The sequence below is a fragment of the Streptococcus oralis genome (assembly GCF_023611505.1).
Taxonomy (GTDB): Bacteria; Bacillota; Bacilli; order Lactobacillales; family Streptococcaceae; genus Streptococcus; species Streptococcus oralis_CT.
Map to the genome: position 1 here is coordinate 1,661,430 of NZ_CP097843.1, position 15,615 is coordinate 1,677,044.

Below are 15,615 nucleotides of genomic sequence, written 5' to 3' on the forward strand. Positions count from 1 at the left end.
TTAAACCTCCTCTGTCAAATCAAAGAAGAGATCTTCTAGACTGTCTGAATCTTGCAGCACCTCTTCCAATCGTCCTTGCTCAATAATTCGCCCATGATGAATCAAGACTACATCATCTGTCACCATTTGCACCTCTGATAGGATATGGGAAGATAGAAGTACCGTTTTCCCTAAATCAGCCTGCTGACGGATAAACTTTCTAAACCACTTAATCCCACTTGGATCCAGCCCATTAGTCGGCTCATCTAATATAAGAAACTGAGGATCACCCAGCAAAGCTGCTGCCAAACCCAAGCGTTGACCTTCCCCCAGAGACAGACTTGACAAGAGGTCCTTCCTCTTATGAGCGATTCCCGTCATCTCCAAAACCTCATCGATCCGAGACTTGGGAATAGCATTACTCGCCGCAATAATCCTCAAGTGGTCATAGACCTTTCGATTTGGCAGACCGCCAATGCCATCAAAGGCTGCACCTACCGTTCTGAGCGGATAGGTCATTGATTGATAGGTTTGCCCATCAAAAGTTGCAGTCCCTGCTGTCGCCCAATCTAATCCCAAGAGAATCCTCAAGGTCGAACTTTTTCCTGCACCATTTGGGCCTAGAAAAGCTGTAATCCGACCGCTTCTAGCTGTAAAAGAAATATCTTCTAAAATCTGCTTGCTGCCATGCTTTTTGCAGACGCCTTCTATTTTCACCATATGTTCCATACTGAACTCCTTTATCTTTATTTTCTCCAGTATACCCAATCTAGTTCAGAATTAGTTCAGAGATTAAACAGAAATTTCAGAAAAAGTTGATCCACTTTTCAAAAATCACCTTAGTTCCACTAGAAAAAACTAAACTTTTCTTTCACAAGGTATTCTTCTCTTCATTCTTTCTTTATAATTCTGAGGTTTATGTATAGAGACTTTATTATCATTCTAGTCTCAAAAAGTTATTTATCAAACTCCATCAACAGCACCCTTTATGATATAATGAAAGAAGAAAACTGAAAGGATTTACCATGTCAAAAGAAGTTATTGTTGAAAGTTTTGAGCTTGACCACACTATCGTTAAAGCACCCTATGTTCGCTTGATTGGGGAAGAAACAGGGCCAAAGGGAGATATCATCTCCAACTTTGATATTCGCTTGGTGCAGCCAAACGAAGACTCTATCCCTACTGCTGGCCTTCACACTATCGAGCACCTCTTGGCCAAACTTATCCGTACCCGCATTGACGGAATGATTGACTGTTCACCATTTGGTTGCCGTACAGGCTTCCACATGATTATGTGGGGACGCCATGCTAGCGCCGAGATTGCAGCTGTTATCAAGGATTCGCTCAAGGAAATCGCTGAAACTACTACTTGGGAAGATGTCCCAGGAACAACCATCGAATCTTGCGGAAACTACAAGGACCACAGCCTCTTTTCTGCTAAGGAATGGGCGAAGCTCATCCTGGAACAAGGAATCTCAGATGATGCCTTTGAGCGTCATGTCATCTAAACACAAAAGGAACCAGCTTTTTAGCTAGTTCCTTCTTTTTTTATTCTCAAAATCGCGAGTTAGGCTTTTTCACGAATGACCAAAACGCCATCTTCCATATCTGCTTCCAGATGTTTGGCATCTAGATGATCCAAGTGGAAGTCTGTCACCTTATCACGAATTTGTTGTTCAACCACGCGACGGAGAGGACGAACACCCATAACTTCGTCATAGCCTTCTTCTGTGATAAAGTCCTTAGCTGCTTGGCTAACTTCAAGGTCGATTCCTTTCTTAGCCAAGGTTTGGTTGACTTCAGCCAACATCAAGTCCACAATCTTAGAAAGGTCTTCCTTATTCAAGTGTGAGAACTCGATAACTGCATTAAAGCGATTGAGGAATTCTGGACGGAAGTATGGTTTCAAACGATCCATCAATTCTGGTTTGTCTGCATCTTCCGTCAAGTTAGCTTCATAGCCAAATCCAGCATTTGATGTTGCGATAATGACAGTGTTTTTGAAGTTCACGGTATTTCCTTGACCATCAGTTAAACGGCCGTCATCCAAGACTTGGAGGAGAAGGGTAATGACTTGAGGATCAGCCTTTTCAATTTCGTCCAAGAGAATGATAGAGTAAGGATTGCGACGAACACGTTCTGTCAAGGTATTGCTATTGTCATCATAACCCACATAACCTGCTGTTGTACCGATTAACTTAGAAACGGCTGTGCGGTCACTGTATTCAGACATATCCAAGCGGATGATCGCATCCTTGGTTCCAAACATATCGAGCGCCAATTGCTTAGCAAGCTCGGTCTTCCCAACCCCAGTAGGCCCTACAAAGAGGAAGCTACCGATTGGGCGATTGCCTTCATCAAATCCTGCACGGTTACGACGGATAGCACGAGCCACTGCTTCTACTGCCTTATCTTGGCCGATAACCTTGTGTTCCAAACGATGAGCCATATCTTTCAAACGTTCGATGTCTGATGCTCCCATTTGTGATACCGGAATACCAGTCATACGTTCTACAGATTCAGCCACATCGTTGACACTCGCAGTCACCTTCATATCTTCTGTGTGGTTTTCGATTTTCTTTTCTAATTCTGCAATGCGTGTTTTAGCATTAAGAGCTGCTTCGAAATCTTCTGCCTCAACTGCTTTTTCTTGCTTGTCCTTTTCTGCCTCGATTTCCCGTTCGACAGCATGAACATCTGTTACTGGATGTTGAGCTGCCAAGTGAGCTGCCGTTACATCGACAAGGTCAATAGCCTTATCTGGCAAGCTGCGTTGAGGAATGTATTGGACAGAATAATCCACTGCTGCTTTCAAGACTTCGTCTGGCAAGATGACATTGTGGTGTTGTTGATAGAGGTCACGAATCCCTTGAAGGATTTTAAAGGTATCCTCTGCTGAAGGAGCATTGACCTTCACTTCGTTGAAACGACGAGCAAGAGCTGCATTTTTCAAGATGGTGTTACGGTATTCGTCTTGAGTTGTCGCTCCAATAACGGTCAATTCACCACGAGAGAGAGCTGGCTTGAGAATATCTGCAAGACCTTTAGAACCACTGTCTCCACCGATTGAACCAGCACCAAGGATTTGGTGAATTTCATCAAAGAAGAGGATAATATTCCCTGCTTCTTTCACTTCATTGACTAGGTTTTGAACGTTTTCTTCAAAGCTGCCACGGTATTGAGTACCAGCTTCAAGACCTGAGATATCAATAGAAATAATTTCCTTATTCTTGATGGCAGCTGGAACATCTCCATTCACAATAGCTTGTGCTAAGCCTTCGACAACGGCTGTCTTACCAACACCTGCATCTCCGACCAGAACAGGATTATTTTTCGTACGACGTGAGAGGATTTCAGATGTTTCTTGAATTTCCTTGTTTCGTCCGATAACAGGATCCAACTTGCCCTCACGAGCTTCTGCGGTCAAGTTACGACCTAGTTTAGCAAGGACACCGTCTTGTTTCATACCTGAAGCTTGTTGTTGCATTTGTCCATCAACTTCTGCATTTCCTGGCAATTGACCAGTTGCACGATAGTGAGCAAATTCCTCAGGTGTCACTTCACGTCCATTAATCAAGTAGCGACGGTTTTCAGAACTGTATCCTCGCATACCACCCATCAATTGGTTAAATAAATCATCCATGTTGTTAAAGTTATTAAAGTTGTTGTTCATATTCTTTACCTCGTTTATTCTTAATTATATGCGATCTCTGATATTGACTATCTTTGACCTTTTTTTTAAAAAATTTAGACTAGCTAAATCGCTACTCTACGTATAATTTCTGGTTTTTCTTTTTTAAATAAGCCTTTTATAATCTTCTTTTCAAATTCTGTTAGATTCAACATAGGCCTCACCCCTTTCTCGGGATTCTATACCTCATTCTCAAAGACTAATTCGTTGAAAATGAGCTTTTTAAGGAATTCATTTTCCTTATGTTTCTACTATATCACTTTAGTCAGTAAAAGTCAATAACTTTTTGACCAAATTTGACTATTTTTAAAAATTTTTCAAGGACGCAAAAAGCCAGTCGTTTCCAACTGGCCTTTTCTATTTAATTTAAAATCTTAGCTCAATGCGTCATCCATTGAAAGAACTTCGTGGAAGACACGTTGTGTCAATTCAGTTTTTTGTTCTGGAGTGAGGTATTTAGTGTTTACACAGTATCCAGAGATACGCACGATAACATCTTCACCTGACATGATCTTTTCGTAAACATCGTTCAAGTCCATAACGTTCAAGTTAACGTGTTGTCCACCGTTTTCGAAGTAACCATCAAGGATTGTTACCAAGTTATCAACTTGCTCATCACGAGTCTTACCAAGAGCACGTGGAGAAACTTGAGTTGTCAATGAGATACCGTCAGCTGCGTAACCAAAGTCTAGGCTAGCAAGTGAGTTCAAGTTTTGCAACCATCCACCTTTAGCTTTGTTAGAAGGGTTAGCACCTGGTGAGAAGAATTCAAGTTTAGACAAGTTCACAGAACCATCTTCGTTGAGGTATACACCTTTGTGGACTGGTGAGTTACCAGTTTGTTTAGAGTAAGCAACGTTAGATGTGATTGTCAAAAGTGATACTGTAGCTTCTGCGTCTTTGTAAAGTTTGTGGCTACGTAAACGAGTTGTGTAAGCTTCGATCAACCATTCTGCCAATTCGTTTGAACGTGGGTCATCTTCACCCCAACGTGGGTATTCACCGATTGTTTCGTAATCGTAGATGTAGCCATCTTCATCACGGATTGGTTTAACGGTAGCGTATTTAATCGCTGACAATGTATCAACAGTGTTAGCAAATCCACAGATACCGAATCCCATGTTGGCACGTTGTTTAGTTGGCAAGAAGGCCATTTGAACAGCTTCGTAGTTGTACTTGTCAGTCATGTAGTGGATGATGTTCAAAGCATCTACGTAAGTGTCAGTCAACCAGTCAAGAGATTTTTCAAAGTTGGCTTTAACTGATTCGAATTCAAGAACTTCGTCACGGATAGGATCAATATCAAATACTTTGTAGTCTTTGTGAACATCGTCGTAACCACCGTTCAAACCAGTAAGAAGGGCTTTAAGAACATTTACACGAGCACCGAAGTACTGGATGTTGTGGCGTTGATCTTCGTTTTCTGGGTCAAGTGGTGACACACAGCATGAGATACAGCTCATTTCTCCGTATCCGTCTTTAGCCATTGTTGTTACACCTTCATATTGGATAGAAGAGTGTTTGTGGCTCATATGCATACAGTAGCGACGGAAGTTGTATGGTAATTTGTCAGTCCAAAGAACTGTCAAGTTTGGCTCTGGAGAGTTACCGATGTTGTCAAGAGTGTTCAAGAAACGGTAGTCCATCTTAGTAACACGGTGACGACCGTCGTTACCCATACCAGCCATAGAAGTTGTGATGAAAGTTGGGTCACCTGAGTACAATTGGTCATAAGCTTTTGTACGAGCAAATTTAACTGTACGAAGTTTCATAACGAAATCATCAACAAACTCTTGGATTTCTGATTCAGTAAATGTACCACGAGCAAGGTCACGTTCTGCAAAGATATCCAATACGATTGGCACACGTCCTAGTGATGTTGCAGCACCGTTGATAACACGGCAGACAGCCATGAAGGCGATGTTCACCCATTGGATAGCTTCTTTGACGTTCATCGCTGGTTTGCGAACGTCAACACCGTAAAGGTCACCCAAGCGAACAACTTGTTGCAATGCTTGGTATTGAAGGTTTACTTCTTCGCGAAGACGGATTGTTTCTTCATCAATTTCTTTAATTGCATTCCAGTCGTTTACTTTTTCTTGCATCAAGTAGTCTGCACCGTAAAGAGCAAGACGTGCGTAAACACCGATGATACGTCCACGTGAGTAAGCATCTGGAAGGCCAGTTACAGTGTGAGCGTGACGAGCACGACGGATGTTTGAAGTGTAAGCACGGAAGATACCGTCGTTAACTGTTGTTACGTATTTTGTGAAGATTTCATGAACAGCTGGATCTGGTTCGTATCCATTTTCTTTCAAAGTAGTTTCAGCCATACGGATACCACCTTTTGGCATGAAATTCAATTTGAAGAGTTCATCGTTTTGGATACCGAAGATCAATTCGTTTTCTTTGTCAATAAATCCAGCAGGAATATCAGCAATAGATGTTGGACGAGTGTCCATTGGGAAACGAGTTTCTTCGTAGTGAGCCTTCGTTTCTTCTACGATTTTTTTGATGTGAAGCGAACGTTCTGTTGGGCCAGCAAGGAAACTTTCATCTCCATCGTAAGGTGTGTAGTTAGCTTGAACGAAGCGAGAAATACTTGCTTTTTCTTTCCAATCTACGCCTTTGAAGCCTTCCCAAGCTTTATCAAAAATATCTTGCGCTTCAACAACTGTCTTAACAACCATGTTAATGTCCTCATTTTTCTTTCTAGTAACAACTATCTGTTACATTCATAAATCAAGTATACCACACAGTAACCGATTTCAACAAGAGAAAACCGGCATTTTAGGCGCTTTCTTTTATACTACAGCCTCTTTTTTGCTCTAATCTGTATTATATTTTTGAAAGTCAGGTTGAACTTTCCCATTTTTTCAGAAAAAAGGGTATAATAAATAGAAAATGACTCTAGAAAGGGATTGGAATGCTCATATTTCCATTGATAAATGATTTGTCCAGAAAAATCATCCATATCGACATGGATGCCTTTTTTGCTGCGGTGGAAATAAGAGACAATCCTAAGTTAAAAGGAAAACCTGTCATCATTGGGAGCGACCCCAGACAAACAGGTGGGCGTGGTGTCGTTTCTACCTGTAGCTACGAGGCGCGAGCCTTTGGCATTCACTCTGCCATGAGTTCTAAAGAAGCTTATGAGCGTTGTCCTCAAGCCATCTTTATCTCCGGAAATTATGAAAAATACAAAACTGTGGGACTTCAGATTCGAGCTATTTTTAAACGCTATACTGATTTGATTGAACCTATGAGTATTGACGAAGCCTACTTGGATGTAACCGAAAATAAACTTGGTATCAAATCGGCAGTCAAAATAGCCCGCCTCATCCAACAGGATATCTGGCAGGAACTACGCCTGACTGCTTCTGCAGGCATCTCTTATAACAAATTCTTAGCTAAAATGGCTAGTGACTATCAAAAACCACATGGTTTAACAGTTATCCTCCCAGATCAGGCCCAAGACTTTCTCAAACAAATGGACATTGCTAAATTCCATGGCGTAGGCAAAAAAACAGTTGAACGCCTTCATGAAATGGGCATTTATACTGGCGCAGACTTATTGGATGTCTCAGAAGTCACTTTAATCGATCGGTTTGGCAGACTCGGTTTTGATCTTTATCGAAAGGCTAGGGGCATTCATAATTCACCGGTCAAGGCCAATCGTATTCGCAAGTCCATTGGCAAGGAAAAAACCTACGGAAAAATCCTGCAAGTAGAAGAAGACATCAGAAAAGAGCTGACTCTTCTCTCAGAAAAGGTAGCTCACAATCTCAGCCAACAAGGCAAAGCTGGAAAAATCATTATCCTAAAAATACGATATGCTGACTTCTCTACTCTAACTAGACGAAAAAGCCTCCCACAAGCAACACAGGATGCTAGTCAGATTTCTCAAACTGCCCTTCAACTCTACGAAGAACTAGCTGAAAAAGAAAAAGGCATTCGTTTGCTAGGAGTCACAGTAACAGGATTTTAAAAAGCTTGAAGGAAGATTCCCTCAAGCTTTTTCTTATACAAATAAACGCACAAAACTATAGAGCAACAAGACACTACCGAGTACGATACGGTATTTACCAAAGAGGGTAAAGTCGTGCTTCTTCACATAGCCAGTCAAGAAGCGAATAGCAACCATGCTGACCGCGAAGGCTATTCCCATAGCAACCAAAAGCAAGAACAGTTGTCCAAAACTCAAGAGTTGACCTGCTTTTATAAATTTGAAAATCTTTAAAGCACTAGCCCCAAACATAACAGGAATTCCGAGGTAGAAGGTAAACTCTGTTACGACAGATCGACTTGTTCCATTCAACAAACCACCAACGATAGTCGCACCTGAACGGCTCGTTCCTGGGAAGAGGGCGAGGACTTGGAATAGCCCGATGTAAAGAGCTGTTTTATAAGGCAACTTGTCTAGCTCTGTTACTGTTGGTTCAATGGCTTGCGCCTTATTTCGTTTTTCAAGATAGATAAAGGCAACACCATAGATAATCAACATAATCGCAACCGAAACCATGTTATGGAAGTTGGCATCAAACCAATCATCTAATTTAAAGACCAATAGCAATGGCAAGGTCGCAACCAAGACTTTCGACCATAATTGCCAAGTTCTACGAACTTCGACCTTAGTTTTACCAGGTTTGAAGGGATTGAGCTTGTTAAAGTAAATCACCATAACCGCTAAGATAGCACCGAGCTGAATGACAACATTAAACATGGACATGAAGGCTTCATTTTGGTCCTTGTATTGTACAAATTCTTCAACCAAGATCAAGTGACCCGTACTTGAAATGGGCAACCATTCTGTAATTCCTTCAACAATCCCAAAAAAGATCGACTTCAAAATTTCAATAAGATACATGTATTACTCCTTTTTCTGTCCTCTATTATAGCATAATTTCGGATTCTGCGATAGGTTTTTTAGAAGGCACCGATGCTACCACCACCTCCGCCTCCTGAGAATCCTCCACCTGAAGAACCACTTCCAGAAGATACGGAGTAGTTGCTTGCTGTGTTTGCAATACTAGCATAGTGACTCATTTGAGCAGTTGAATGATAAAACATGCTGTGCCAGCCATAAGCTACATAAAGATTGATATCTGGATTCTCAACTTGAATCTGATAAGATTTCATCAAATGACTCACCTTGTCCGCATAACCAAATAAAGTAGCATAGACAAGGAGGCGATTCCAAAGAACAATACTCTCTAATTCTGCCTTGTCTAGATGGGCGATATCGCGAAGCATGTTTTCAAAACTAGTCCAGAGATAGTACGCTTCTAGTCCTTCTTCGTTTAAAACACCATCACGAGTATCAAATCGGGTTGTCCAATAATAGACGGCAGCTAACATCAAGCTCACAAACCCAAGGATAGGAAGTGGCAGGGAAAAATACCCGTGAGCATCCAAACTGTACAAAAACCAGCCAAAACCAACGAAAGCAGGTAGAAGCGTAGAGACACCTATCGTCAATCGCAAGATTTTTTCGCCATTACTCAGTGGACGATAATAATCTGGAAGTTGCAAAGAGGAAACCCGCTTTCTCACCCCATCCTGCATCTGCTTCAGAGCTTGCTCGAAAGACGACTTAAGCTTACGTCCTGTTTTCTGAATCCTTTTTTCATCAGCTGCTTTTGCACCTTGGTAAAGACTAGTTGACACTTGGTAATCTGCAAACAAATCTGAAACAAGCACTTCTTCTCTTCCTGAAAAGGCCAAATTAAGACAATCTTTTTCAAAACTTGCCAATCCTTTTTCTTTTACGACTTTTAGACGGACCTCATCTCCATTTGAGATGATTGAAATATTTCCACGGTCGATCACATCCAATAAGGTTGCCTGAACGAGTTGGTCAAAGGTGAACTTCCCTCCTCCCTTGGTCAAGGGACTGACTTCCTCTAAAGAAGTGGAGTAAACAGCTTCCGATAAAACCATCGGTTCTAAGTCCATTGGCGGTTCGTAGAGACGGTGATTTTTAGCATGTTTCTTCGATGGGGAGGTTTTTCTTCGGTAAATGCGATAGAAAATGACACTAAAGACTAAAGAAAGCGAGAGTAAAAAAGGGATAACCCACGTAACCAGAGCTTTGCTTTGAGCTTTTTCAGCAGCAATGGACTCCTCTATTTTTTCAAATTCTGCTAAACGATTGCCCTTCAATCCCTGATCCAAAGCTGTTCCAAAATCTTTTCTAGGCCAATAGGCATGCAATTCAACCTCACGCTGACGAGGTAGGTTCTGCAAATGAACACGATAATCACCACCTGTCTTCTCTACCTTGCCCTCTGTAAAGAGTTTCCCTGTATGAAAGAAAAGTTTTTCAGCTCCATTAAAGCCTGTTACCCGAAACGCAAAATTTTCGATAGGTTCTGAACTATCTGTCAAGGGTTGCCAATTAAGTTCCGCGATATCATCATATAGAAATAGGAGGTTTTTTAGTTGCCATGTGATTACCACTTCAACGGTATCCCCTTCTTGGCCTGGATTATACACTTTTACAGTATAACCTTCCGATTCTTCTATCACTTCACTATTGACATTCTCAATGGCGCTAGCATTTTTCCATACCTGAACCTTCGGACTGGGATCTATTTCAAAGCCCTTTGGCATCTTACCAGAACGGCCAAGTCCTACTAGTTGTCCATTAAAGTCTTCATCAAAATAATAGACTACTTTCTCCCTAAATTCTGCCGTATTATCTGCATGAATATACAAATCACCTTGGTAAGAGCGAATCTTAAAATCAACCGCAAAAACAGAGAGTGGTAAAATACAAAACAAGCTAAATAAAAGCACGAAAAAAGTCTTTTTCATAACACAATCCCCTTTTTATCTTTGCTATCATTATATCATTTTTTATAAGTAAAGGCTTACTTGTATTGAAAATCTCACCATTTTTAGATACAATAGAGAGAAGTCATTTTTAGACTAGAAATAGGAGAAAACATGAAAAAATTATGCTTATCTATTCTTGCTAGCCTAGCCCTTACATTAGGACTAGCTAGCCAAGTCCAAGCCGACGAATATTTACGCATCGGAATGGAGGCAGCTTACGCTCCCTTTAACTGGACCCAAGACGACGATAGTAATGGTGCTGTCAAAATCGACGGTACCAATCAATATGCCAATGGCTACGATGTCCAAATCGCTAAAAAGATTGCCAAAGACTTAGGTAAGGAGCCTTTGGTCGTTAAAACCAAGTGGGAAGGACTTGTCCCAGCCCTTACTTCTGGCAAAATCGATATGATTATTGCAGGTATGAGCCCAACGGCTGAACGCAAACAAGAAATTGCCTTTTCAAGCAGTTACTATACTAGCGAACCGGTTCTATTAGTAAAAAAGGACTCTGTCTATGCCAACGCCAAATCTTTAAACGACTTTAGCGGAGCAAAAATCACGTCTCAACAAGGCGTTTATCTCTATGATTTGATTTCCCAAATCCCTGGCGCCAAGAAGGAAACAGCCATGGGGGATTTTGCTCAGATGCGTCAAGCACTTGAAGCAGGTGTCATCGATGCCTATGTTTCTGAACGCCCTGAAGCACTGACCGCTGAGTCTGCCAACGCTAAGTTCAAAATGATCCAACCCCAACCCGGTTTCAAAACTGGAGAAGAAGATACAGCTATCGCCATTGGACTTCGTAAAGATGACAGTCGTATCAGCCAAATCAATGCTAGTATTGAAACCATCTCCAAAGATGAACAAGTTGCACTGATGGATCGTATGATTCAGGAGCAACCTGCCGAAGCCACAACAACTGAAGAAAGCAGCAGTAATTTCTTCAACCAAGTTGCTAAAATTCTTTCTGAAAACTGGCAACAGCTCTTGCGTGGTGCAGGTGTCACTCTTTTAATCTCAATCATCGGAACTATCGTAGGTCTCATTATCGGTCTTGCCATTGGTGTCTTCCGTACGGCTCCTCTCTCTGAAAACAAAGCCATTTACGGCCTACAAAAACTAGTCGGTTGGATTCTCAATGTCTATATTGAAATCTTCCGTGGTACACCGATGATTGTTCAATCCATGGTTATCTACTATGGGACTGCTCAAGCTTTCGGTATCAATCTCGACCGGACACTGGCTGCTATCTTTATCGTCTCAATCAACACGGGTGCCTACATGACAGAAATCGTTCGTGGTGGTATTCTAGCAGTTGACAAGGGACAGTTCGAAGCTGCAACTGCTCTTGGTATGACACACAATCAAACCATGCGTAAGATTGTCCTTCCTCAGGTTGTCCGTAATATTCTACCTGCTACTGGTAATGAGTTTGTCATCAATATCAAAGATACCTCTGTATTGAACGTTATTTCAGTTGTCGAGCTTTATTTCTCAGGAAATACTGTAGCGACTCAAACCTATCAATACTTCCAGACCTTTACCATCATTGCAGTGATTTACTTTGTCCTCACCTTCACTGTGACCCGTGTCCTACGTTTTATCGAACGCTATATGGACATGGACACTTACACTACAGGTGCTAACCAAATGCAAACGGGGGATTTGAAAAAATGACACGACCAATCCTTGAAATCAAACACCTAAAAAAATCCTATGGGCAAAACGAAGTGCTAAAAGACATTTCTCTCACCGTCCATAAAGGAGAGGTTATTTCCATCATCGGAAGCTCGGGAAGCGGAAAATCAACCTTCCTTCGTTCGATTAATTTACTAGAAACACCTACAGGAGGAGAGATTCTCTATCGCGGAGAAAATGTCCTGGAAAAAGGCTATAACCTCACCCATTATCGTGAAAAGCTCGGTATGGTTTTCCAATCTTTCAATCTCTTTGAAAATCTGAATGTCCTCGAAAATACCATCGTCGCCCAAACGACAGTACTCAAACGTGACCACTCTGAAGCTGAAAAAATTGCCAAAGAGAATCTTGAAAAAGTTGGTATGGGAGAACGTTACTGGCAAGCCAAGCCGAAGCAACTTTCAGGTGGACAAAAGCAACGTGTAGCTATCGCCCGTGCACTCTCCATGAATCCTGACGCCATTCTCTTCGACGAACCAACATCTGCCCTTGACCCCGAAATGGTCGGAGAAGTCCTCAAAATTATGCAGGACCTAGCTCAAGAAGGCTTGACCATGATTGTTGTAACCCACGAAATGGAATTTGCTCGCGACGTCTCCCATCGTGTCATCTTCATGGACAAGGGAATCATTGCAGAAGAAGGTAAACCTGAAGAACTCTTCACGAACCCTAAAGAAGAACGGACAAAAGAATTCCTTCAGCGTTATCTCAATTAATAAATAAAGACTGCATACAGAATGCAGTCTTTTTAGTTTGTAATTGTAAAGGAAAGGCAGACTCGATTCAGAAATCTGCCTGTAACCACAGTTCAATCTTCAAATTTTTCATGATTTTTTTCATAGAAATCGATTAAACTAAGAGCTGTTTCAAATGAAATATTTTTAACTTTTGCGCGTCCTTGCGCTAGGGCAATGATAGACATTTCACGCGCATTCGTTTCTTTAGAGATACGGTAACCTGTGATCTTCTTATCACGAACCCAGCCAACAACTGCTTCTACCTTTTCAAAGTTTGACTTAACCATGTTCTTCTCCTGAATTATTCTTTACAATTCCTAATTGTATACGTTTTTATTTTATCTGTCAATAAAAAAACATATATTCGTCACAACTATATTATTCTGCATATTTTTATTTGGCTTTTAAAGCCGATAATATATGAGTTCTTATATCTTCAACTCCATTAGGATTTGCTGGTAGGAAGATTGTATTATTTCCTTCTTTTTCTGCAAAATTATTCAATGTGTCTAAATACTGGTTCGTTAATAGGATAGACATGATTTGTTCTTCAGTCAGCTCAACATTAGCTCCCTTTAACTCTTTGATAGAATCAGCCAGTCCGTCAACAATCGCTTTACGCTGTTCTGCAATCCCTACACCATGTAGGCGATCTTTTTCTGCTTCTGCTTCTGCTGCGGTCACGATCTTAATCTTATCTGCTTCAGCAAGTTCTTGCGCTGCAACTCTCTTACGTTGAGCTGCATTGATTTCATTCATTGATTGTTTTACTTCAGCATCAGGTTCAACCTTAGTAATCAGAGTTTTGACAATGATATACCCATACGTAGACATTTCTTCTGCCACTTGTTTTTGAACTTCTAAGGCGATTTCATCCTTCTTCTCAAACAACTCATCTAGGGTTAACTTTGGTACAGATGAACGCAAAGCATCTTCAATATAGGATTTGATTTGGGCTTCTGGACGCATCAATTTATAATAGGCATCTGTGACATTGTTTTCATTCACTCGATACTGAGTTGCCACATTCATCGTTACAAATACATTATCTTGCGTCTTTGTCTCTACAACGATTTCACTCTGCAACAAGCGTAGTTGTACTCTTGCTGCAATTCTATCAATCCCAAAGGGAGCCCGCAAATGAATACCACTATTGCTCAACTTTTGGTATTTACCAAAGCGTTCTATAATAGCGACAGATTGTTGTCGTACCACATATACAGAACTAATCGTAATCACTGATGCAATCACCACTAAAATCAATACAACAAGTAAAATTTGTAAAACCATGGGAATCTCCCCCTTTCATCACCCTCATTATAACACCATCGTTATCATTACGCAAATAATATGATAATAATTTTATTTTAGTTTAAACTAACATATTATACAATGTTTCATTTCCATTCAAATTAATATAAGACGGGTCAAACTTTTCCATTCGATGAATCAATCCAGCATAATCATGCTTATTGGCAAGAGCAATCCCAATCAATACAGGACCCGTCCCCTTGCTTGCTCGTTTGATATATTCAAAACGAGTGATGTCATCATTTGGCCCCAAAATGTCATTTACAAACTCTCGTAGAGCTCCAGGACGCTGTGGGAAATTCACTACAAAGTAATGCTTGATTCCATCGTAAATCAAGGCACGTTCTTCCATCTCTGGCATACGGTTGATATCGTTATTTCCCCCAGAAATGATACAACAAATCGTCTTGCCTTTGATATAGTCTGATAAAACTTCCAAGGCTGCAACACTAGCAGCCCCTGCTGGTTCCGCTACAATTCCTTGTTTGGAATAAAGATCAATCAAGGTTTCAGAAATCAATCCCTCATCTACCCCAATCAGCGTTTCAACATTCTGACGGGTCGCTTCATAGGTCAACTGTCCAACCTTCTGTACAGCTATCCCATCAGCAAACTTATCAATTTCTTTGAGTTTAACTGGACCTCCCGCCTCAAAGGCAGCCTTCATCGAACGGGCACCATTGGCTTCTACCCCAATCACTTCGATAGTCGGGTTGGTTTCCTTAATATATGTAGAAACACCGGCAATCAATCCACCACCGCCTACTGGCACGAGTACTGTATCAAAATCAATAGACTCTTTACGGGCTTCTTCAAGAATTTCATAAGCGACAGTCCCTTGACCTGCTTGGACATGAGTATCATCAAAAGGATCAATGAAGGTACGGTTTTCCGACAGTGTAAATTCTTGAGCTGCTTTAGCTGAGGCATCAAAGGTATCTCCAACTAACTTGATTGTCACAAAATCACCACCAAAAAAGCGAACCTGTCCAATCTTTTGTTGCGGTGTTGTGATGGGCATAAAGATGGTTGCAGGAATCTTCATCTCATTACAAGTATAGGCGACACCTTGGGCGTGATTTCCTGCAGAGGCACAGACTACACCACGCTCACGTTCTTCTTTTGATAGTTGAGAAATGGCATAATAGGCTCCGCGAATCTTAAAGGAACGAACACGCTGGGCATTCTCCTTCTTCAAATAAATCTTAGCACCATACTTCTCCGATAAATAATGATCATAATCAAGCGGAGTATTGACTACTACACCACTCAATACTTTGTGGGCTTTCACCACGTCTTTTGCACTTAGCATTGTCTCCTCCTCAAATACTGTTTAAGATAAAAAGCGAGTTAGGTACC

12 protein-coding genes are annotated in these 15,615 nt (G+C 41.2%); 4 read left to right on the forward strand and 8 right to left on the reverse strand.

Annotated features, from left to right (window positions below; genetic code table 11):
• Entirely contained in the window at positions 1-708 is a 708-nt protein-coding gene (locus tag M9H69_RS08415; RefSeq protein WP_084872489.1) for an ABC transporter ATP-binding protein, read from the reverse strand.
• A 296-nt stretch (positions 709-1,004) separates the two neighbouring features.
• On the opposite strand from M9H69_RS08415, the gene M9H69_RS08420 reads away from it, so the two are divergent.
• Complete coding sequence (locus M9H69_RS08420) at positions 1,005-1,487, forward strand: S-ribosylhomocysteine lyase (protein ID WP_250315382.1); 483 nt, start codon at positions 1,005-1,007, stop codon at positions 1,485-1,487.
• A 59-nt stretch (positions 1,488-1,546) separates the two neighbouring features.
• Here the strand turns inward: M9H69_RS08420 and M9H69_RS08425 are convergent, their stop codons facing one another.
• Both M9H69_RS08425 and pflB read right to left on the reverse strand, forming a co-directional pair.
• A complete protein-coding gene (locus tag M9H69_RS08425) occupies positions 1,547-3,652 on the reverse strand; it encodes an ATP-dependent Clp protease ATP-binding subunit (RefSeq protein ID WP_250315383.1) in 2,106 nt (701 codons plus the stop codon).
• A gap of 392 nt (positions 3,653-4,044) precedes the next feature.
• On the reverse strand, positions 4,045-6,360 hold the full coding sequence (gene pflB / locus M9H69_RS08430) for a formate C-acetyltransferase (RefSeq protein WP_000260614.1): 2,316 nt from the start codon (positions 6,358-6,360) through the stop codon (positions 4,045-4,047).
• Positions 6,361-6,596: 236 nt separating this feature from the next.
• On the opposite strand from pflB, the gene dinB reads away from it, so the two are divergent.
• A complete protein-coding gene (gene dinB / locus M9H69_RS08435; RefSeq protein WP_195216119.1) occupies positions 6,597-7,658 on the forward strand; it encodes a DNA polymerase IV in 1,062 nt (353 codons plus the stop codon).
• Between the two features lie 33 nt (positions 7,659-7,691).
• Here dinB and M9H69_RS08440 read toward each other — a convergent pair whose 3' ends face one another.
• Together M9H69_RS08440 and M9H69_RS08445 are read right to left on the reverse strand one after the other, a co-directional pair.
• Positions 7,692-8,537: an undecaprenyl-diphosphate phosphatase gene (locus tag M9H69_RS08440; protein ID WP_250315384.1), complete on the reverse strand. Its 846-nt coding sequence runs from the start codon at positions 8,535-8,537 to the stop codon at positions 7,692-7,694.
• Between the two features lie 59 nt (positions 8,538-8,596).
• A complete protein-coding gene (locus M9H69_RS08445; RefSeq protein WP_250315385.1) occupies positions 8,597-10,486 on the reverse strand; it encodes a DUF2207 domain-containing protein in 1,890 nt (629 codons plus the stop codon).
• Between the two features lie 132 nt (positions 10,487-10,618).
• On the opposite strand from M9H69_RS08445, the gene M9H69_RS08450 reads away from it, so the two are divergent.
• Both M9H69_RS08450 and M9H69_RS08455 read left to right on the forward strand, forming a co-directional pair.
• Positions 10,619-12,187, forward strand: coding sequence for an ABC transporter substrate-binding protein/permease (locus tag M9H69_RS08450; RefSeq protein WP_250315386.1), 1,569 nt, complete (start codon positions 10,619-10,621; stop codon positions 12,185-12,187).
• Positions 12,184-12,924, forward strand: coding sequence for an amino acid ABC transporter ATP-binding protein (locus tag M9H69_RS08455; RefSeq protein WP_250315387.1), 741 nt, complete (start codon positions 12,184-12,186; stop codon positions 12,922-12,924). The genes M9H69_RS08450 and M9H69_RS08455 overlap by 4 nt, the downstream gene beginning before the upstream one ends.
• Before the next feature lie 92 nt (positions 12,925-13,016).
• On the opposite strand, the gene M9H69_RS08460 is transcribed toward M9H69_RS08455, so the two are convergent.
• The 3 genes from M9H69_RS08460 to ilvA all read right to left on the reverse strand — a co-directional run bounded on the left by M9H69_RS08460 (position 13,017) and on the right by ilvA (position 15,568).
• Entirely contained in the window at positions 13,017-13,232 is a 216-nt protein-coding gene (locus M9H69_RS08460) for a hypothetical protein (protein ID WP_000241003.1), read from the reverse strand.
• Positions 13,233-13,338: 106 nt separating this feature from the next.
• Positions 13,339-14,235 (reverse strand): SPFH domain-containing protein, encoded by an 897-nt coding sequence (locus M9H69_RS08465; protein ID WP_000244068.1) that lies wholly within the window; start codon positions 14,233-14,235, stop codon positions 13,339-13,341.
• Between the two features lie 82 nt (positions 14,236-14,317).
• Positions 14,318-15,568, reverse strand: coding sequence for a threonine ammonia-lyase IlvA (gene ilvA / locus M9H69_RS08470; RefSeq protein WP_223326289.1), 1,251 nt, complete (start codon positions 15,566-15,568; stop codon positions 14,318-14,320).
• Positions 15,569-15,615: the final 47 nt, after the last annotated feature.

Coding starts and splice junctions, on each gene's coding strand:
- M9H69_RS08425 (WP_250315383.1), bottom strand. CDS start 3,652: ATGAACAACAACTTTAATAACTTTAACAACATGGATGATTTATTTAAC.
- M9H69_RS08440 (WP_250315384.1), bottom strand. CDS start 8,537: ATGTATCTTATTGAAATTTTGAAGTCGATCTTTTTTGGGATTGTTGAA.
- dinB (WP_195216119.1), top strand. CDS start 6,597: ATGCTCATATTTCCATTGATAAATGATTTGTCCAGAAAAATCATCCAT.
- M9H69_RS08465 (WP_000244068.1), bottom strand. CDS start 14,235: ATGGTTTTACAAATTTTACTTGTTGTATTGATTTTAGTGGTGATTGCA.
- M9H69_RS08455 (WP_250315387.1), top strand. CDS start 12,184: ATGACACGACCAATCCTTGAAATCAAACACCTAAAAAAATCCTATGGG.
- M9H69_RS08445 (WP_250315385.1), bottom strand. CDS start 10,486: ATGAAAAAGACTTTTTTCGTGCTTTTATTTAGCTTGTTTTGTATTTTA.
- M9H69_RS08450 (WP_250315386.1), top strand. CDS start 10,619: ATGAAAAAATTATGCTTATCTATTCTTGCTAGCCTAGCCCTTACATTA.
- M9H69_RS08460 (WP_000241003.1), bottom strand. CDS start 13,232: ATGGTTAAGTCAAACTTTGAAAAGGTAGAAGCAGTTGTTGGCTGGGTT.
- ilvA (WP_223326289.1), bottom strand. CDS start 15,568: ATGCTAAGTGCAAAAGACGTGGTGAAAGCCCACAAAGTATTGAGTGGT.
- M9H69_RS08420 (WP_250315382.1), top strand. CDS start 1,005: ATGTCAAAAGAAGTTATTGTTGAAAGTTTTGAGCTTGACCACACTATC.
- M9H69_RS08415 (WP_084872489.1), bottom strand. CDS start 708: ATGGAACATATGGTGAAAATAGAAGGCGTCTGCAAAAAGCATGGCAGC.
- pflB (WP_000260614.1), bottom strand. CDS start 6,360: ATGGTTGTTAAGACAGTTGTTGAAGCGCAAGATATTTTTGATAAAGCT.